This window comes from Niallia sp. RD1 (assembly GCF_024219955.1).
Taxonomy (GTDB): Bacteria; Bacillota; Bacilli; order Bacillales; family Cytobacillaceae; genus Niallia; species Niallia alba.
The window spans coordinates 2,894,806-2,914,008 of record NZ_CP100420.1 but is presented as its reverse complement, the minus strand read 5'-3'; the positions used below and the strand labels follow the sequence as shown (position 1 = coordinate 2,914,008).

Genomic DNA, 19,203 nt, shown 5'->3' with positions numbered 1-19,203 from the left:
CTCACTCCTTACTTCCCCCTAAGTTCAATGGAAGTTTTATTACCACTACGGTTCCTTTATGTAGTTGACTATCGATCGATAATCCAAATGCCTCGCCATATGTTAGTTTAATTCTTGCTTGTACATTCATCATTCCATAGCCAAAATTTATTTGTTCTTTTTTATCCTTATTCAAAATGACAAGGCTGTTTAGTTCTTCTCTTAAACAACTTAAATCTTCTTCCCTTATGCCTATACCATCATCGATAATTTTTAACACAAGACAATTACTGTCTTGTTCTGCACTTATAAGAATTTCACCTGGTCCTCTTCTCTCTTTAATCCCGTGATAAATCGCATTTTCTACTATTGGTTGAAGGACTAATTTAAGTATTTTCACCTCTTCCAACCCGTGCTCAAAAATAATCTCATAATTTAATTTATCCTGATATCTTGCTTTTTGAATCGCCAAATAGCTTTGTATATGCTTCATTTCGTCTTTCAATGGAATAAAATCATTTCCCTTGCTTAAGCCAATTCTAAAAAAAGAAGACAGGGACGACACTACCTCAGCGACATCTTTTGCTCCATGCTTTCTTGCCATCCAATTAATAGTATCTAGTGTATTGTATAAGAAATGTGGTTTAATATGAGCCTGTAAGCTTCTTAGTTCCGCTTCTCGTTTTTGCCTCTCTTGTATTTCTGTTAATTTTATCAAGCTATTAAGCTTTGTAATCATATGATTAAACGTTTTCCCCAGTCTACCTATCTCATCCTTCCGATTCCCTACATATTGTATATCCATATTGCCATCTTCCAGTTTTCTCATCATCATCATTAATTTGATAATTGGATTGGAAATGGAGTTTGAAAAATAATAGGAAGCGCTTATACCAACGAAGCACAGAAAAAAAACAAAAAGGAATAGATATAACTGAATTTCCCTTACTTCTGCTACTGATTCTTCCACGTGAAAGATTCCCACTGTTGTCCAATTGGTAAAAGGTGTTCTCTGATAAATAAACTCCATTTTTTCCCCATTAATCACCTTTTTATAAGAGCCCCAATCATTCTCCAATAAGATTGCTTCTGGAATGGCTAACGATTCCTTATGAGAAGTCGAATATATCTCCTTTCCGCTTTCATCGATAACGGTTAAAAATCCAGATAGTCCAATTTGAACATTATTTATTGCTTCTCCTATTACTCTTAGTTTCAAATCTATTAAGATTACGCCTGAGATTTCTTGTGTATCTCTATTAACAATTGCCCTTACAACCGTAACCACATCATTGTCTTTGTAATTAATTTGACTAATAATATTGCGTTTTTGAGGTTTGCCGATTATTTTGAAGATCCCTTTGTTTTTTACTGCTTCTTCATACCATGCTTCCTTCGTTAAGTCCACATCCTCTTTGGCATAAAGCTCATTGCTAATATATTGTCCATCTCTATTGATGAGTAAAATTCCTGCAATTTCTGGGTACAAAGATGTAAACCCTTGCATTTTTTGACGAATCGAATAAATCTGTTCTTTCTCTTTATCTTCACTCAGTCCATGAGAAAAAAACGAATTAATTTGTGAATCCATTGAAATTAGATAACTAACATTTTGTACATTTGTAATAGATGATTCCAATGTTGTGTTCACTTGATCAATCAACTGCAGGGTATTTTTCGTAGCTTGCTCCCCTAAAATTTTCTCAACCGTAACACCTACTAGCAATCCTAATCCAATAGCTGGGAGAATACTAATTAGCAAAAACAAAGCAATCAGCTTATCTCTAATGGAGAAATCATTGATTTTATCTAATTTCGGAAACATTTGTCATAGCCTTTCTTCTTTATTTAGTATATTCTGCATAATATTCTTTTACATTCTCCTTTGTAACGATTGTTATTCCTGTGTCTACATACGGGGGAAGAGAATGATCATCATTTTTCGTTTTCTCATTATCTAATTTAAATAAGAACTGCATCGACCAATATCCCATATTCCAAGTCCCTTGAGCCATTGTCGCAGAAATAGATCCGTTCTCTATATGATCTAATGTTTTCCTATCAACATCAAAACTAATAATCTTTAAATCTACCTTTTTGTTTTTGGTAGCAGCATCAGCCACTCCGACTCCGCCGTTTGCTTCTGTTACAAATATCCCTTTTATATCTGGATACTTTTGTATAATCTCGTTCGCTACTTTTTCCGATTTAAGTTGATCACCTTCACCATCAAGAACTTGTACAACGTTTATTTTCGGATATTTTGTTTTCATTGTTTCCATAAAGCCTTTAGTTCTTTCTTGATGGTTTAACTGCTCTGGTAAAGTAATAGCAGCTACTTTTCCTTGGTTATTAATTAAGGAAGCCATTTTATCTGCTGCTTCTGCCCCTGCAAGATAATTATTCGTTCCTAAAAATGATGACGCATTACTTAACGGGGCATCTGAATCAAATAAAACAATAGGTATTCCCATATCAACCGCTTTATTAATAGTAGCATTTAAATCATTCGGATTTATGGCAGAAATCGCAATCCCAGCAGGCTTCTTCGCTATAACTTGCTCTAGAATTGTAATTTGTTCATGTAAGTCATATAAAGCTCCACCTCTATATACAACGGAAACATTTAATTCATTAGCGGCATCCTCAAATCCTTTTAAAACAGACTTCCAATAATCGATACCATCCATAAAGGTTACCATTACATATTCATCATTCACCACACCTTGTAACCGCTCTCTTTTTATTCCATTCGTATTCTCCAATGCAGCATTTAAATGGGAATGATAAAAATAAATACCAAATAATAAAAACACACTTATATACACATACAGTAACTTCTTCATACAGACACCTCCTAAAGGAAAAAACTGTATGTTCCATTATACATGGAAATACTTATAGTGAAAAGAAAAATTCAAGTTTCTCTTTTCCATGTGCTATTAAAAAAGCAATCACTCAAAATAGATAGAGTGATTGCTTCAGTTTGTCGACAAAAATGGAATTTTCATGCGTTGCTTGGAGTGGAAGAGGTGAGACTCCTGTGGGATTAGCGAGACAGCTGAGACCCTGCAGGCCAAAGGCCGAAGCGGCTCAGCGCGAGCCCCACGGAAAGCGAACCCCTGAAGCGGAAAGCAACATCCCTATTCAAAGAGACTAATAAATATACTATAGACAAACCTCTATATCTAAAATTCAGGGATTTGTCTACGGTCTGAAGCAATCACTCAAAATAGATAGAGTGATTGCTTTTTATATTTCCCTTATCTCTTTAAAAGGACTTCTTCTTCATAAATTTTCACTTCATTTAGCCAAGATTCACGCACTGGTACATTCATTTGTTCACAATAATAATCCCAAATAGCTCCAAATGGATATGTTTTAAATTCTTCCATTAATGCTAATCTCTCTGTGAAATTCCCTTCCTCTTGTAATTGTTTTAATTTTTCATTTGGAAGTAATAATGCATTCAAAAGTGCTTTAATCATATTTCTTGTACCAATTGTCCATGCAGCTACTCGATTAATACTAGCGTCAAAGAAATCTAGACCGATGATTACTTTATCTAATGCATCATTCCGGACGATTTCTACGGCAATTTCTTTTAGTTCATCATCTAAAATAACGACATGATCGCTATCCCATCTCACTGGTCTAGATACATGCAATGCTAATTTATCACTAAATAAAAGCATGGAAGAAATTTTATTAGAAACAGTTTCTGTTGGATGATAGTGACCAGTATCCATTAAGCACAATTTATTATTTTTCAATGCATAACCTAAGTAAAATTCATGGGAGCCGACTACATAAGATTCTGACCCAATTCCGAAAACTTTGCTTTCTACAGCGTCTAAGTTATATCTTTCATCTGTTTCTACAGCATAAATTTCATCTAATGAATCCTTTAATCTTTTTCTTGGTGTTAAGCGGTCGCTTGGAATATCTTTATAGCCGTCTGGAATCCAAATATTTGTTAGGGCTGGTGAACCAAGCTCCTTACCAAAATATTCAGCAATTTTTCTACTTGCGATGCAATGTTGAATCCAAAAATCACGAATTTCCTTATTTGGATGTGCTAATGTTAAACCATCTGCTGCTTTTTCATGGGAGAATAAAGTAGGATTAAAATCTAACCCTAATCCATTTTCTTTTGCCCATTGTACCCAATTTTCAAAATGCTTCGGTTCTAGCTCATCTCTCTCTACTGCTACCCCATTTGTTTCTGCATATATAGCATGTAGATTGACACGATGTTTACCAGGGATAAGCGAGAGTGCTTTCTCTAAATCGCTTCTTAATTCTTCTGGATTCGTTGCTTTCCCAGGATAATTTCCTGTTACATCAATTCCCCCGGATAACTCTCTTTGATTCACTTCAAATCCAGCGATATCATCTCCTTGCCAGCAATGAATCGAAATGGGAATATTTTTTAGCTTTTCTAATGCTTCTTGTACATTTACTCCCCATTGTTCATATTGCTTTTTTGCTAACTCAAAATTTTCTCTAACAGACATAATTATTTCCTCCTTTTATTTGGTTACATCTTCGGTTGCTTTAAACGTTTTAATTTCAAAAGATTTCTTTATCATTTGTCTTGCTTCCGATAAATTTTCCACTTCTACTAATGCAATAAATTGAGAAACGATATTCCCAATAGCTGTCGCTTCTATTGGTCCAGCATATACATCTTTCTTAGTAGCTTCTGCAAGTAATTGGTTTAACATTTCATTTTGGCAGCCACCGCCAATAATATTAATACTTGGAAAAGATTTTTCAAAAATTTCTTCTATTTCTGTTAATGCTAAACTATATTGTCCAGAAATTGACGGTATACTTTGTCCCGATTTTGATGGAGAAAATGACCAAAAAATGGAGGCTGCGAATCACTAAGCCTCCATTTTCAATATCAAATTCCAATTTTATATATCTCATTTTCCTTTAAATCAAGCTTTACACCTTCAGATCCCATTACAATATACCACTGCCTATCTAATTCCAACCGACAAGGAATTCCAATGTCTCCTTCAATACAAAGTTCAAAAAACTCACCACAATGTATCATGTAGTTATCATCATCCATTACCACTGACCAGCAATCTAAATCCTTCTCATAGATCATATTCAACCACAGTCTGCTCATGACAGTTCCCCCTGAATGACATGCTTAACCATATGATCATCAATGATACGACGTCCATTTTGGGCTCCATACAGGAGACTGTGTGTGCATAATTTATTTATAAGTCTTGGCGTTCCACCAGAAAACCGATGAATTTCCTCCAAAGCACCGTCTGAAAAGATTTGTTGGTCTACCCCAGCATAATCTAGATGTCGTGAGACATATTCATTAACCTGAGCCTGATCATAGTGACTTAATCTAAATTGAATATCAATTCTTTGGCGAATGGCTGCGTATGATTGAAGACGCAGACGGTCCCATAATTCACTTTGTCCCACAAGGATAAGAGCCATCGGACTTTGCGCATCCATTTTAAAATTCAGTAAAAATCTAACCTCCTCAAGCATCTCACGGTCTAACAGGTGGGATTCATCTATTACAACTACGGGTTGGATCCCATGAATGCCTCTCATTAACTCAATTTCCCGATGTAGCTGCCGTTTTGCATCCCCTCGATAAAATTTCGCTTCCGACCCCAACTGCTCTAATAATCCTTTATAAAAATGCCGGGGAGTTAGTTTTGAATCGGATAAATATAGTACTTGAAATTTGCCGCCATCAAGGCCATCGACAAATTTCCGAATTGTTGTGGTTTTCCCAGTGCCACAATCTCCGGTTAATACGGCAAATAACTGTCTTTCTGCCGCATACTTTAACCGGCCCAAAACTTCTTGCATCGTAAACGATTCATAAAGTTGAGTTGGAGGAACATCCCGAGTAAAAGGGGTATGTTTCATTCCATAAAAGTCCTCAAACATCTTCGCCATCCTCCTTCCAAATAGCACGGAAAGAAACGGCTGGAGCTTGCTCAATTTTTCGTTCTTGATGCTTCTGTTCGGCTGCTTTAAGAAGTCTGGAAGAATCAGTTTTATGTGATTGGAGATGTGAAGGCAATGTTGGACGTTTCCCAGCTCTTTCACCAATCACAAGCTTTTTGGCTTTCCACGGGGAATGCCCCTCGTATTCAATTGTTAGCTCATCCAAGTACGCAGGGTCATAAACAACATCTACTTGACGACCAATAAAGGATAGGCCAACCTCATATTTCTGATCCATAAAACTAATGCATCCCGACTTATCTACTTTCCGCGTCTCACAATGCAAGAATGCATTCGCTAGTTTGTCAGGATCAATAAATCGAAGGGCTTTTTTATCGCTTCGAAAAGCAGTTTCAGGGCTAATGTTCTCCCCAAGACCGGAATGTGGTTTATTTTGATAACACTCTGATAACCATACTTGAAAGAGCTCATTCAAGCGATCTAATGAATTGGGCTTTTCAAGCGCTGCTTCACCTAAGAAAGAGTCTACCACTCTATTAAAGCGTTCAACCTTTCCTTTTGACTCAGCCGCATACGGTTTTGCATAGATTAGCCTTGTGCCTAATTTGGAACAAGTACGAGACATCCACCTAGTTCTGTACTGTTTACCGTTATCAAAATAAACAGCATCAGGGACGCCGTATTTTTGTATAGCGTTTCGAAAAGCATCTTCTATAATCCTGGAATCTAGGGTAGGATAGAAGGCACCATGCAGAATAAATCGGGTTGCGTCGTCTATTATAGCTACTAAATAGACCTGCTTCTTCGTGCCGTTTGGTCCAATGGGCAAATAAGGTCCATATTTAATATCCGATTGCCACAGCTGGTTACGATGACGCTTTTGAAATCGTCTAGCCGCTACTCCTGTTTGAGAGTAGAGCCTCATTTGCCTAGAACTATATCCTCTTTCAGTTAACTTTTCTTGAAGGGTTGAACGTTTTAGCTGCCCTGGTTTAGCCAAGCCCTCCCACTCTAGTATTTGAATAATTTGGGCAACACTTCTAGTAGGGGCTTCTTTTCGAAGAAGAATCGCTTGATCCAATAAATGCGAGGGAATGCCCTCTTTTTTCATTTGTTCTGAGATTCCTTTTGGCTTTAGCCCTTCAAAACTTTCATTACGATACTGCTCAAGGTAACGTCTGATTGTCCTTTCAGAAAGACCGCTGGTCTTACATATATGGTTTTTCAATTCCTTTGCTTTTCCAGCATCTAGCCCTTCCGCCAACAAAGGGGCAATGAGTTGGAACCTTTGTACTGCAATCTCTTCTGCCTTTTTTTGATTTCTCATGATAACACTCCTTTTACAAATGTGATTATCATGAGTGTAAATCAGCTTTCTTCGGACAAGAATGCAGAACGGGTATGTAGCCACAAATTAAAATTCACAATTGGCCGGACAATTCTCTCCAGCCATCTGGGGGCATTCCCCACCAGCCGTCCTATTCTTTGAAGTGCAGGCTCTGAATTTGCGGACGTCAAATTCAAAGGGACCTCGCCTTGTTTAGTTCGAAGCACAATAGACATAAGACAATTAGCCCAGTAATCTACAAAATAATTAAACCAATTTAACCAACGAAATAGGGTAGACTCATCAGCTGGAACATCATGTGAAGAAGGGTTCGAAAGAACCGACTCAATACACTCTGCCTTATACCTCTTATATGGAACTAAGAAATCTGGTAATTCATGATGAATCCGGCCGCATTGATCACAACCTAATCGCCGAATGTTGTATACTTTTGTCTCTCCAGAACTTTCTCTTGATTTTCTATCTCTAGTACCAATTACGCTCATGCTTTTCCCGCAACAGGGAGAAGGAATCCTCCCCGCACCTCTAACTAAAAACTCCTTTGTTTTCAATTAGTTTATAATCTGATACAATAATCATATGGTTTTTTAGGGGACGTCTCCCGTATATCTGTTGGCGCAGGTATACATAATGGGAGGCGTCTTTTCCTTTCTCCAGAATCATAATCATAAATGTCGAAATGTTTCGAATCATGTACATATGGACATTATAACCGTCTAATTCTGGACAGGCAACACCGTCAACTTTCGGTCATTTTGAATTAGCAAAAACATATTTCATCTATAGCTGTAATATAGCTTTCTACTAAACTATCATAAACACATTTTGCTATCTCACCTGGTGTTGCTGGAACTTGTTGGCCTGTTTCTACACAATAGTGCTGAATTTCTTCCACCATATTGTCAGGCTTTAAAAAACGATTATCATTTACATTTACAGTGCTTGAAAAATCATGTGCTGCTTTTGCTAATTCAACAAACTCACTAAAAGAGTATTGATTCTGATAATTACGTCTCACTTCCTGTATCATCCAAAGCCCCATAATATTTTTCAAGAAACGAAAACGATAATCAATTCCTCCTTCATTCGTAAAGTTATAATCTAACGCCTTCGTTACACAAATAGGAAAACTATTTTCAACACCAATCAATGACCATGTCCCAGAACTGATATAAATCGTCTCATTTAACTCTGGAACAGAAATGACTGCAGAACCTGTATCATGTGTTGCCGGAAGGATTATTTTCATATCAAAACCAAATTCCTCTACCAATTCTGGCTTCAAATTTCCAAGAATCGTATTTGGCTTTTTAATTTCTTGGAACATTTCCCTGTTTATTCCTAATGTATCGAGAATCGTTTTGTCCCATTTTTTTGTAAAAGCATTTAATAATTGTGTGGAAGAAGCATTGGTATATTCATTTGCCGATATACCTGAAAGTAAATAATGTAAATAATCAGGAATCATCAAAAAGGTTTTCGCCTTTTCTAATACTTCTGGCTGCGTCTTTTTTAAAGAATATAATTGATAGATCGTATTAAATTTTTGGAATTGAATACCCGTTTCTAAGTATAATCTTTCCTTTATGATATTTTGGAAAACTTCTTCCATCATCCCATCCGTACGATCATCCCGATAAGCAACGGCATCTGTTAAAAGTTCTCCATTTTCATCTAGTAAAACAAAATCTACCGCCCATGTATCAATGCCAATACTTTCTGGCTTAATACCTAGATCGTTGCACTTTTTTATTCCTTTTTTTATTTCAGAAAAAAGCCGATTAATATCCCAACAATAATGCTGTCCTTTTTTGATCATCTTATTTTCAAAACGATGAATTTCATTGAGCTCTAATTTTTCTTGCTGAACAGACCCAAGAATAAGCCTTCCACTTGAGGCTCCGATATCTACTGCTAATGCATATCTTGTCATTTCCACCTCTCCTTAAAAAGGAATTAGAAAACGTTTCCTTGAATTCATTGTAATGGGTTTCATTCTTCAATAAAATAACGTAATTTTTCTTTTTTATTGTCCTTATTTTCCAAGCATATAACAGCTATTTTCTAATTTTTCTACTGTATTAACAAAAGAAAAGTGTTATGACAAAGAAAAAGAGACAAAACAAAATATCTAATGGGTAAAGACGAACAATCTCTCATTTAGTAGCGAAACCAATAAGTTGCCTGATTCTTTTCAAAAAAAAATATAATTAGTAGAAAAAATGGAGCAGACTGAATACACGTAGACTCCTATGGGAGCTGCGAGAAAGTCCGAGACCCCGCAGGAACGTAGTGACGAGGAGGCTTGGCGCTCGCCCCATGGAAAGCGAAGTGTATTCAGTCTGCGGGTAATAAGCACAAATTTTCTTTTTTAAAATTAATAAAAAACCCAAACAATTATACGGAAGTTTTATCAACATCTACGTATAATTGTTCGGATTTATATTTAGTTGGAATACTTTTGTCCCAGCCTCTTCGACCGAAATGCTTTCGGTGTCATTCCATATTTTTCTTTAAATATCCGATAAAAATAGCTAATATTATCATATCCTACTTCTTCAATAATCCACTTAATCGAAAGATCTGTGGTTTCCAATAAGTTTTTTGACTTACTTAGCCGCTTCTCTTGAAGCAATTCCTTAAAAGTATAGCCTGTTGCTTTCTTAATATTTTTGCTCAAAGAGGATACGGATTGATGGAGCTGCTCGGCTAATTCATTTAGCGTTCCATTTTTATAATTCTCTTCAATATAGGTCAAAGCCTCGATAACGAGATACTGATTTTGCAACACACCTTCATTTTGTTGAATTTTATCTGTATTTTTTATTAGTTCGATAATCAATAACCCCATATACAACTTCATCGTCGATTCTGATAAAAGAGAGTTATTTGCTTCTTCCTTTAATAATTTCCCGATTATGTCCTGAATTTCTGTCACATCAGAGACCTTATAATATAAATATTGGCCACTTTCCGTATGGTTAAACAAACTATTAATTAGAAAATCTGTTAGTTTATTTTCTTCATGTAAATATTGAAAAATAAATTGAAAAAAAGGTGGCTGAATGATGAAATTAACTACGATATCTTCCCTATCACATGCCTGAATTTCATGCTCCATATGCTGATTTAAAAATAAAAGTTCCCCTTTTTTTAACGAAATCTGGTCATTGCCAACCTTTTGCTTCAATCCCCCATTCACTACATAATTAATCTCAATATAATTATGTTTATGTTTCGGAAAGTCAATAAAGCGAGTGTGCTTTCTCACCGTTATCATTTTATCTTTACGCAAAAATTTTTCACTTTCTATAATAAAATTACTTTGACTAGTATAGATATCTTTTATTACACCTTGCTTTTGCTGGACAATGCTTTTTTCTTCTTCTGTTAACTCCATTAATTGTTTTAATAAATTTTTATCCAAGAAGGTCAGCCCCCCTGCTTCAACTATCTATTATTATGAGAGGGAAAGGGTTGTTTAGCAAACATAGTATATAATACGGAGAAATAGTTTTTTCTCTTAACTATTCTTTCACTCTTCAAAAGTTAATTTTAATTTAGAATCGGTCTCTACTCTTTTCCGCTTTTATTCTATTAACACAAAAAGCGGGGATAAAATAATCCCCGCAACTCGAAAGTTAGCTTTATCTAGTGAAGGCAGCAGGAACTCCTCCATCAACTGTCAGCATGCATCCTGTTGTTTTCTCTGCTTTCGAAGAAGAGAAATAGCAAATCGCTTCGGCAATATCCTTAGGAAAAATATTTACTAATAAAGTAGTACGTTTTCGATAGTGTTCTTCTAATTGGTCTGGTTCTATTCCATAATTAGCTGCTCGCTCTTCACGCCACTTTGATCCCCAGATTGCCGAGCCTTGTAACACAGCATCTGGTAATACAGTATTAACACGAATACCAAATTCTCCACCTTCTGCAGCAATACATCTTGCAAGATGTGCTTCCATTGCTTTCACAGAGCTATAAGCCGTAACATTTTTCCCTGCGTATACAGAGTTTTTAGATCCAATGAATACCATGCTTCCGCCTAATCCTTGTTCTTTCATTTGTTTGAATGCTTCTCTTGCAACTAGAAAATATCCTGTCCCAAGAACGTTTAAGTTTAGATTCCATTCTTGTAAAGACGTTTCATCAAATGGACTAGAGGTGGCGAGCCCTGCATTATTTACAATGATATCTACACCTCCAAAAGTAAGAGCAGTTTTCTTATAAGCTTCTTTTACAGCTTCTTCTTTCGTTACGTCCATTTTCACCGCTAGCGCTCTATTGGAACCATACTTTTCATTTATTTCCAGTGCTACTTTTTCTGCACCTTCTATATTTAAATCTGCAATAACAACATGTGCACCTTGCTCTGCAAATAGTCGGCATGTTTCACTACCTATACCTCCAGCGCCTCCCGTAACAAAGGCAATTTTACGAGAAAATTCTGCTTCTGTTGGAGCAAGAGATAATTTATATAATTCTAGTGGCCAATACTCTATTTTAAATGATTCATTTTCATTTAAAGAGACGAAATTACCTAGTGTTGTAGCGCCCTTCATTACAGAGATAGCGCGATGATATAAAGCACCGCTCACCTTAGCCATAGCAAGGGTTTTCCCTGTGTTAACCATACCAATTCCAGGTATTAAAATAACCCTCGGAGCCGTTTCAGAAATCTGATCTCCAGCCTCTTTATTTCTTTCAAAATAAGCTGTATATTCCTTTTTAAAGTTCTCTATACCTAATTTTATCTTTTCTTTCAAACTAGCAATATCTTTTGTTACCGGATCCCATTCAATATATAAAGGTTGCCTTTTCGTATGTACAAGATGATCTGGGCACGCTGCACCTATTTGTGATAAGCTCTGAGCATCTTTACTATTTACAAATTGAAGTACATCTTCTTCTCGATCGTAAGTTAGCAGCATTTGTTTTTCTCCACTAACCGCTCCCCGGATTACTGGCATCACTTGACTTAAAATCTCTTCAGCCTCTTCTTCTTTTAAAGCAGGATATTTTTCCCCGCCAAAAACCTTCTCTTCTTCTATTTTATTATGAATATAGCTTTCCGCTTCATTAATGATTGCGATTGTTTTGTCATAGCTTTCTTGTGCTGTATCTCCCCAAACGACAAGGCCATGCTTTTCCATCAATACTAATTCTGCATTAGGATTATTCTGTACACCTTCTGCGATCATTTTCGATAAAGTAAAGCCTGGTCTAATATAAGGAACCCAAACAAAACGATTACCATAGATTTCTTCGGCAAGTTGTTTCCCATTATCTGCACAACAAATGCTAATAATGGCATCCGGATGAGTATGATCGACATGTTTATATGGTAAAAATGCGTGTAATAAGGTTTCAATAGACGCTCTAGGGTGGTTACTATCAATCATACAATGAGAGAGATAGGCAACCATTTCCTCATCAGACATTTCTTCTCTTTCAATCAATGGTTTAATATCTTCTAGCTTAAGACCAGTGAAATTATGCGCTTTCATTGTTGCTAAGTCTGAACCGCTTCCTTTCACCCACATTACTTCTATATCTCGTCCGCGGAAGTCTTTTTCGATTGTTTTCATGGACGTATTTCCGCCACCCCAATTACATACAGCTCGATCTGTACCGATTAAATTGGATCGATAAACCAATTCATCTAAACCTTTATTTAATTGTGAAGCCTTTTCATTATTCCATAAATTCTGTACCATCATAATTCTCCCTTCACAAACTGTTTTTTTATACCCCAAATACATTATATAATATGTTTGTTTATTTTTGAAATAGTTTATTTGTTTTTATTTATAGTTATTTTGCAAAGATTAATCCAAATCACGACAGTTTATATCGGCTACCATTGCAAAGAATGTGAGGTGCTCCTTTGTTACGCTTACCTTTAATCTTTTGTGGTTCGCTTTATGAAAATTTTTTTTACCTATGCAGTAGCTTTTTCAGTTTTCATTTGCTTAATGAACGCCTCTTTTCGCTTAGGAGCTCTCCTTTTTGGTTTTCATTTCCTCGATGAACGCCTCTTTTCGCTTAGGAGCTCTCCTTTTCGGTTTTCATGTCCCCCATGAACGCCTCTTTTTGCTTAGGAGCTCTCCTTTTCGGTTTTCATCCACTTAATGAATGCCTCTTCAGCTTTGTCCGTTTTCATCAAAAAAAAAAGCCTAGACAGGTCTCCCTATCTTCAGCTTCTATCCCTTTTATTTCCCTAGCATGTCTAATGTTTCTTCTACACCAACGGCATAATCATCAAACTGGCCATTTTTAATTTTTATCATCGTTGGTGTTCCAGTAATTTCGATTTCTTCTGCGTTTTCTGGTGCTTCATTTCCATATGCTGTATTATGTGTTGCGATAATTTGGTTTTCTTCGTTCGCAACAATTCCCCAAGCAATATCTTTATCATTTTGGAAATTTTCTATGTTTATTCCCTCATTCCATACTTCTTTACCGTCTTCTATTTTACCAATTACTTGATCATACTTTTTATGGTGTGCTTCCCAGTCATACCAGCTAGATTCATTCTTTTCCTCCTGCATATCTACAACATAAAGAGGAATGTCTCCACTATTGCTAAATGAAATAACATCTTTCTCAATTTGTTTACAGTATGTACAAGTAGATTGCCAAAAATAAACAATATATTCTTCCTCTTGCTGATCAAACGTATCGGATGCATTTATTTTTTTTATGTCTTCAATCGCGTTAATACTCTTACTATTTAACCACCATATTGCTGCAATGCAAATAATAATAATTACCGCAATAGTACTAAACAAAATCATTGCTCTATTCTTTTTTTTCATTCCAAATCTCCTTTTTTTAACATTATTACCTCTATTCTATCTAAAATCCTCTCCAAATAAAGCAACAATCCTGCACCAAATCCAACATAATTGTGAACATACCTTTTCGCTTTATAACTAAAAACGCTGAAATTGTAGACTTTATCGTTTTAAATTCACTATATTCGTATTATTCATTCTTCCTATGATAAAATCAAAATATCTGATAAAGGAGTTGAATAGTGTGAAAGAAAATATGATAAATCGTTTTGTGTCGTATGCTGTTGTCGATACACAATCAAATGAAAATAACTTAGAATGCCCGTCTACTCCAGGACAGTTAATATTAGCCAATTTATTAGTGGAAGAACTAAAAGAAATTGGGATGGAAGAAGTTTCTATTGATGAATATGGTTACGTAATGGCCACTTTGCCGGCAAATACAGATAAAAAGGTGCCAACAGTCGGCTTTCTTGCGCATTTAGATACTGCTACTGATTTTACAGGCAAAAATGTACGTCCGCAAAAGGTAGAAAACTATGATGGACAGGATATTGTATTAAACGAATCGTTACATATCGTATTATCTCCTAAGGATTTTCCCGAATTAAAGAATTATGTAGGGCATACTTTGCTAACTACCGATGGTACAACCTTACTTGGGGCAGACAACAAAGCAGGTATTGCTGAAATTGTCACTGCTCTTATTTACCTAAAAGAAAATCCAGACATTAAACATGGAAAAATTAGAGTGGCCTTTACTCCTGATGAGGAAATCGGCAGAGGACCTCATAAATTTAATGTAGAAGCCTTTAATGCTGATTTTGCTTACACTGTTGATGGTGGGCCATTAGGTGAACTACAATATGAAAGCTTCAACGCTGCTGGAGCAAAAATTACGATAAGTGGAACAAATGTACATCCAGGTACGGCAAAAGGAAAAATGGTCAATAGTATCAAAATTGCGATGGAACTACAAAGCCGCTTACCTGCAAGTGAGTCACCTGAATTTACAGAAGGCTACGAGGGATTTTATCATCTACTTTCCTTTGAAGGGGATGTAGAAGAAACAAAACTATCTTATATTATCCGTGATTTTGATCGTGCTTCTTTTGAAGAAAGAAAAAGTATTCTTCAAACAATTGTAGTAGAGTTAAATGAGAAGTATGGTACCGACACAGTGAAGCTCGACTTAAACGACCAATACTACAATATGCGTGAAAAAATTGAACCAGTAAAAGAAATCGTGGACGTTGCATATCACGCAATGGAAAATCTCGGTATTACACCAATTGTCCAACCAATTCGTGGTGGTACAGACGGATCTCAGCTTTCCTATATGGGACTGCCAACTCCAAATATCTTTACTGGTGGAGAAAATTTCCACGGTAAGTATGAGTACATTTCTGTGGATAACATGGTAAAAGCAACAAATGTAATCGTAGAAATTGTTCGCTTGTTTGAAGAGCGCGGGGAATAAGAAAAGAAGGCTGTGACATAACTAAATAGATACTTTGTGAAGACGAACAATCTCTCATTTAGCTAGTAAATAGCGTCTGCTTTCGCATACTTTTTACAATAGAAAATATAATTAGTTGGGAAAACAGAGCAGCCGGAATACACGTAGACTCCTGTGGGATTAGTGAGACAGTCTGAGACCCTGCAGGCCAAAGGCCGAAGCGGCTCAGCGCGAGCCCCACGGAAAGCGAAGTGTATTCCGGCTGCGGATAACAGCAACAAACTTCGTAGAGCATCCTTTTTTAAAATGAAAAAAAACCTAAATAATTATACGAACTTTCCATTAACGTTTTCGTATAATTGTTCGGATTTAACTTTAGCTGGAATACTTATGGCCCAGTCTCTTTAAAAGTTTACTAGTTATTAAACATCGCTTTTTTCTCTAAAATTAATTTTGATACACGAAACAAATTTTGTGCTTTTAACAGTTTAGTATATAATGATTCAGTGCCAAAATCCCTATATTCCATGGATTTAGTGGTGAATGAAAAGATTAGAGGAGTTTTGCAATGGATACAATCAGTAAAATGCAAGAAGAAGTTACACAAAATACAGAATTACATCACTATATATTAGAAACATTTGGACTTCAATCGAAGAAAAAAAGAGTTCGTAAAAAACTTTTTAAACAAGTAATCTCGCAAGAAAAAGTCCTAAAAAAAGTAGTGAAAGAATTTAAGCAAACAGATCAAGAACAGACTATTCCTTCTGGGCAACAAGTAGAAAGCACATTTTCCTTTGATAAACTACCAATTACTACCCTATTAAAAATTGGGAAAGAATTCTTTAAAGAAGAAGAAAGTGTTCGTTTTTACTATAATAAAAATAAAGAACCTTTTTATAAGAATAAAGAGATGCTGATTGCATGTATTTCAACAAATTATGCAGGTGCACCAGCTGATATCCAAAAAGAAATCATAACTAAACTATAATTCTTCTACATGACGAAACTCATTTGTGGATAGCCACTTCTATTAATCCTCTTGTTTTTACGAAGTGGCTACTTTTTTATCTTGCCATCTACTACAAAATAAGCAAGCGCATTCAACTCGCTTGTTCGCTATCTCACATTCTGCTATAATTTTGATGTAATACATATCAAATACTATTATTTTAATCGATTAAGAAAGGGAGGCATACAAATGATTAAAGTTGCACCCTCCATTCTCTCCGCTGATTTTGCTAAGCTTGGGGATGAAGTGAAAGATGTAGAATTAGGTGGCGCAGATTACATCCACGTTGATGTAATGGATGGTCATTTTGTACCAAATATAACTATCGGCCCGCTTATTGTTGAAGCAATCCGTCCAGTTACAACATTACCTTTAGATGTTCATTTGATGATTGAAAATCCAGATGCTTACATTCCACAATTTGCTAAGGCTGGTGCGGATATCATTACCGTACATGTGGAAGCATGTCGCCACTTACACCGTACGATTCAATTAATTAAAGAACATGGGGTAAAACCTGGGGTGGTATTAAATCCAAGTACTCCGGTTGAAATGATTAAGCATATTATCGAAGATATTGAGATGGTTCTATTGATGACCGTTAATCCTGGATTTGGTGGACAAGCTTTCATCCCTAATGTACTTCCAAAAATAAGAGAAGTTCGTCAATTAGCAGATCAATTAAATCCAACACTTGAGATTGAAGTAGATGGTGGCATTAATGCCGAAACTGCAGTATTAGTAAAAGAGGCAGGAGCAAATGTGCTAGTTGCCGGGTCATTTATTTATAATAATTCCAATCGCGAAGAGGCCATTAAAGCGGTACGAGGATAATATGGGTAGTTAGGAGTCTAAAATACATTTAGATTCCTTTTTTATTTCCCATAATTTAAACAAAGTCCATAAAACAATGCTGATGGCTTTATCAACTCCCATAAAACGACTTATTCACCTATAATCTACCAAAAAAATAATTATATTAAAAACATTTAAATTTTTCTTAAAATATTCAAAATTATGAACTCAGGCTCAAAATTTCAACATTTTTGCTGTTTTTTATAGGAAACAAAAATTTTTTTGACAAGTCTAGCATCTTTTCAGTATTATATTAAAATACTAGAGGAGGTTTCATGATGTCAGAATTAAATAAACAGAAAATTGTGGACAGTGTTCCCCAAAAGGGATTCTTTGGGCACCCTAAAGGATTATTCACACTTTTCTTTACAGAATTTTGGGAGAGGTTTTCCTATTATGGAATGAGAGCCATCCTGGTTTACTATATGTACTACGAAGTATCTAAAGGCGGATTAGGTATCTCAGAAGGAACGGCAATTGCCATTGTATCTATCTACGGTTCGCTTGTTTATATGTCCGGTATCATCGGTGGATGGTTTGCGGATAGAATTTTGGGAACTTCGAAGGCCGTTTTCTATGGTGGTATATTCATTATGCTCGGGCATATTGTATTAGCCATCCCAGGTAGCATTTCCATGTTCTTTGTTTCCATGTTTTTAATTGTTATCGGAACAGGATTATTAAAACCGAATGTATCAAGTATTGTTGGTGAAATGTATAGTGAAGAGGATGCTCGTCGTGACGCAGGTTTTAGTATCTTCTACATGGGTATCAACCTTGGTGGATTCTTAGCACCAATTATCGTCGGAGAAATTGGAATGAATTATAGCTTCCATCTTGGTTTCGGTCTTGCAGCAGTTGGTATGTTATTAGGACTAATTGTATTTATGATGACAAAGAAGAAAAATTTAGGACTTGCTGGTACGGTTGTGCCAAATCCATTATCTAAAGAAGAAAAGAAAAAAGTATATTCTTCCATAGGTATTGCTATCGTTGTCCTTGCCATTATTCTAGCAATTACTATACCTTTAGGATTTTTAACATTTGAATCATTTATTACAATTGTCGGAATTCTCGGTTTCTTAATTCCAGCTATTTATTTCACTGTTATGTACCGCAGTCCAAAAACAACTCGTGATGAGCGTTCTAGATTGATTGCGTATATTCCATTATTCTTAGCTGCAGTTATGTTTTGGGCTATTCAAGAACAAGGTTCAACTATTCTAGCTACCTATGCTGATAAACGAACTCAATTAGAGTTTGCTGGATTCCATCTTTCACCAACAATTTTCCAATCCATCAATCCGTTGTTCATCATTATTTTTGCACCAGTATTTGCATGGATTTGGGTGAAACTAGGTAATCGTCAGCCTTCTGTTTCTAAGAAATTTTCGATTGCTTTATTATTTGCCGGTTTATCCTTTATTATTATGATGTTACCTGCTTATTTAGGCGGAGAAAATACATTAGTAAGTCCGTTATGGTTAGTATTGAGCTATTTCCTTGTCGTAGTTGGGGAGCTATGTTTATCTCCAGTCGGCCTATCTGCAACAACAAAACTTGCACCTAAAGCCTTTTCGGCACAGACGATGAGTCTTTGGTTTTTATCAAGTGCCGCTGCTCAAGCACTAAATGCACAAATTGCTCCATTATTTACAAAAATATCTGAGGTTGCCTACTTCGGTATTTTAGGTGGAGTAGCTATTCTCTTAAGTATTATCCTTTTCTTGTTATCACCAATGATTCAAAACAAGATGAAGGGGATTAAATAATCATTAAGACAAGTGGGGGT

16 protein-coding genes are annotated in these 19,203 nt (G+C 35.9%); 4 read left to right on the top strand and 12 right to left on the bottom strand.

What is annotated here, in order from left to right:
* Nucleotide 1: 1 nt before the first annotated feature.
* The 12 genes from NKG37_RS13980 to NKG37_RS13925 form a co-directional block, all read right to left on the bottom strand.
* Nucleotides 2–1,804, bottom strand: coding sequence for a sensor histidine kinase (locus NKG37_RS13980; RefSeq protein ID WP_101730285.1), 1,803 nt, complete (start codon nucleotides 1,802–1,804; stop codon nucleotides 2–4).
* A 19-nt stretch (nucleotides 1,805–1,823) separates the two neighbouring features.
* Nucleotides 1,824–2,825, bottom strand: a complete 1,002-nt coding sequence (locus tag NKG37_RS13975) for a substrate-binding domain-containing protein (RefSeq protein WP_254414820.1) — start codon at nucleotides 2,823–2,825, stop codon at nucleotides 1,824–1,826.
* A 417-nt stretch (nucleotides 2,826–3,242) separates the two neighbouring features.
* Nucleotides 3,243–4,496, bottom strand: coding sequence for an L-rhamnose isomerase (gene rhaA / locus NKG37_RS13970; protein WP_169188163.1), 1,254 nt, complete (start codon nucleotides 4,494–4,496; stop codon nucleotides 3,243–3,245).
* A gap of 15 nt (nucleotides 4,497–4,511) precedes the next feature.
* Nucleotides 4,512–4,706 (bottom strand): hypothetical protein, encoded by a 195-nt coding sequence (locus tag NKG37_RS13965; protein ID WP_254414819.1) that lies wholly within the window; start codon nucleotides 4,704–4,706, stop codon nucleotides 4,512–4,514.
* A 182-nt stretch (nucleotides 4,707–4,888) separates the two neighbouring features.
* On the bottom strand, nucleotides 4,889–5,122 hold the full coding sequence (locus NKG37_RS13960; protein WP_254414818.1) for a DUF5348 domain-containing protein: 234 nt from the start codon (nucleotides 5,120–5,122) through the stop codon (nucleotides 4,889–4,891).
* Nucleotides 5,119–5,919: an ExeA family protein gene (locus tag NKG37_RS13955; protein WP_367976433.1), complete on the bottom strand. Its 801-nt coding sequence runs from the start codon at nucleotides 5,917–5,919 to the stop codon at nucleotides 5,119–5,121. The genes NKG37_RS13960 and NKG37_RS13955 overlap by 4 nt, the downstream gene beginning before the upstream one ends.
* Complete coding sequence (locus NKG37_RS13950; RefSeq protein ID WP_254414816.1) at nucleotides 5,912–7,267, bottom strand: DDE-type integrase/transposase/recombinase; 1,356 nt, start codon at nucleotides 7,265–7,267, stop codon at nucleotides 5,912–5,914. The genes NKG37_RS13955 and NKG37_RS13950 overlap by 8 nt, the downstream gene beginning before the upstream one ends.
* 41 nt (nucleotides 7,268–7,308) lie before the next feature.
* Nucleotides 7,309–7,773 (bottom strand): DUF6431 domain-containing protein, encoded by a 465-nt coding sequence (locus tag NKG37_RS13945; RefSeq protein WP_254414815.1) that lies wholly within the window; start codon nucleotides 7,771–7,773, stop codon nucleotides 7,309–7,311.
* Nucleotides 7,774–8,048: 275 nt separating this feature from the next.
* Nucleotides 8,049–9,221, bottom strand: a complete 1,173-nt coding sequence (gene rhaB / locus NKG37_RS13940; RefSeq protein ID WP_254414814.1) for a rhamnulokinase — start codon at nucleotides 9,219–9,221, stop codon at nucleotides 8,049–8,051.
* A 513-nt stretch (nucleotides 9,222–9,734) separates the two neighbouring features.
* A complete protein-coding gene (locus NKG37_RS13935; protein ID WP_169188161.1) occupies nucleotides 9,735–10,715 on the bottom strand; it encodes an AraC family transcriptional regulator in 981 nt (326 codons plus the stop codon).
* Nucleotides 10,716–10,935: 220 nt separating this feature from the next.
* Nucleotides 10,936–13,005: a bifunctional aldolase/short-chain dehydrogenase gene (locus tag NKG37_RS13930; RefSeq protein WP_254414813.1), complete on the bottom strand. Its 2,070-nt coding sequence runs from the start codon at nucleotides 13,003–13,005 to the stop codon at nucleotides 10,936–10,938.
* 495 nt (nucleotides 13,006–13,500) lie between these two features.
* Nucleotides 13,501–14,106, bottom strand: coding sequence for a hypothetical protein (locus NKG37_RS13925; RefSeq protein WP_101730291.1), 606 nt, complete (start codon nucleotides 14,104–14,106; stop codon nucleotides 13,501–13,503).
* Between the two features lie 223 nt (nucleotides 14,107–14,329).
* On the opposite strand from NKG37_RS13925, the gene pepT reads away from it, so the two are divergent.
* The 4 genes from pepT to NKG37_RS13905 all read left to right on the top strand — a co-directional run bounded on the left by pepT (nucleotide 14,330) and on the right by NKG37_RS13905 (nucleotide 19,183).
* Nucleotides 14,330–15,565 (top strand): peptidase T, encoded by a 1,236-nt coding sequence (pepT, locus tag NKG37_RS13920; protein WP_101730292.1) that lies wholly within the window; start codon nucleotides 14,330–14,332, stop codon nucleotides 15,563–15,565.
* A 547-nt stretch (nucleotides 15,566–16,112) separates the two neighbouring features.
* On the top strand, nucleotides 16,113–16,535 hold the full coding sequence (locus NKG37_RS13915) for a hypothetical protein (RefSeq protein WP_169188158.1): 423 nt from the start codon (nucleotides 16,113–16,115) through the stop codon (nucleotides 16,533–16,535).
* 210 nt (nucleotides 16,536–16,745) lie between these two features.
* Entirely contained in the window at nucleotides 16,746–17,390 is a 645-nt protein-coding gene (gene rpe, locus NKG37_RS13910) for a ribulose-phosphate 3-epimerase (protein WP_101730293.1), read from the top strand.
* A gap of 299 nt (nucleotides 17,391–17,689) precedes the next feature.
* Entirely contained in the window at nucleotides 17,690–19,183 is a 1,494-nt protein-coding gene (locus NKG37_RS13905; protein WP_169189629.1) for a peptide MFS transporter, read from the top strand.
* Nucleotides 19,184–19,203: the final 20 nt, after the last annotated feature.

Bases quoted from the DNA above. Each gene is read 5' to 3' on its own strand.
- NKG37_RS13915 (WP_169188158.1), top strand. From the start codon at position 16,113: ATGGATACAATCAGTAAAATGCAAGAAGAAGTTACACAAAATACAGAA.
- rpe (WP_101730293.1), top strand. From the start codon at position 16,746: ATGATTAAAGTTGCACCCTCCATTCTCTCCGCTGATTTTGCTAAGCTT.
- NKG37_RS13905 (WP_169189629.1), top strand. From the start codon at position 17,690: ATGTCAGAATTAAATAAACAGAAAATTGTGGACAGTGTTCCCCAAAAG.
- rhaA (WP_169188163.1), bottom strand. From the start codon at position 4,496: ATGTCTGTTAGAGAAAATTTTGAGTTAGCAAAAAAGCAATATGAACAA.
- rhaB (WP_254414814.1), bottom strand. From the start codon at position 9,221: ATGACAAGATATGCATTAGCAGTAGATATCGGAGCCTCAAGTGGAAGG.
- NKG37_RS13945 (WP_254414815.1), bottom strand. From the start codon at position 7,773: ATGAGCGTAATTGGTACTAGAGATAGAAAATCAAGAGAAAGTTCTGGA.
- NKG37_RS13930 (WP_254414813.1), bottom strand. From the start codon at position 13,005: ATGGTACAGAATTTATGGAATAATGAAAAGGCTTCACAATTAAATAAA.
- NKG37_RS13975 (WP_254414820.1), bottom strand. From the start codon at position 2,825: ATGAAGAAGTTACTGTATGTGTATATAAGTGTGTTTTTATTATTTGGT.
- NKG37_RS13925 (WP_101730291.1), bottom strand. From the start codon at position 14,106: ATGAAAAAAAAGAATAGAGCAATGATTTTGTTTAGTACTATTGCGGTA.
- NKG37_RS13955 (WP_367976433.1), bottom strand. From the start codon at position 5,919: ATGTTTGAGGACTTTTATGGAATGAAACATACCCCTTTTACTCGGGAT.
- NKG37_RS13960 (WP_254414818.1), bottom strand. From the start codon at position 5,122: ATGAGCAGACTGTGGTTGAATATGATCTATGAGAAGGATTTAGATTGC.
- NKG37_RS13950 (WP_254414816.1), bottom strand. From the start codon at position 7,267: ATGAGAAATCAAAAAAAGGCAGAAGAGATTGCAGTACAAAGGTTCCAA.
- NKG37_RS13965 (WP_254414819.1), bottom strand. From the start codon at position 4,706: ATGTTAAACCAATTACTTGCAGAAGCTACTAAGAAAGATGTATATGCT.
- NKG37_RS13980 (WP_101730285.1), bottom strand. From the start codon at position 1,804: ATGTTTCCGAAATTAGATAAAATCAATGATTTCTCCATTAGAGATAAG.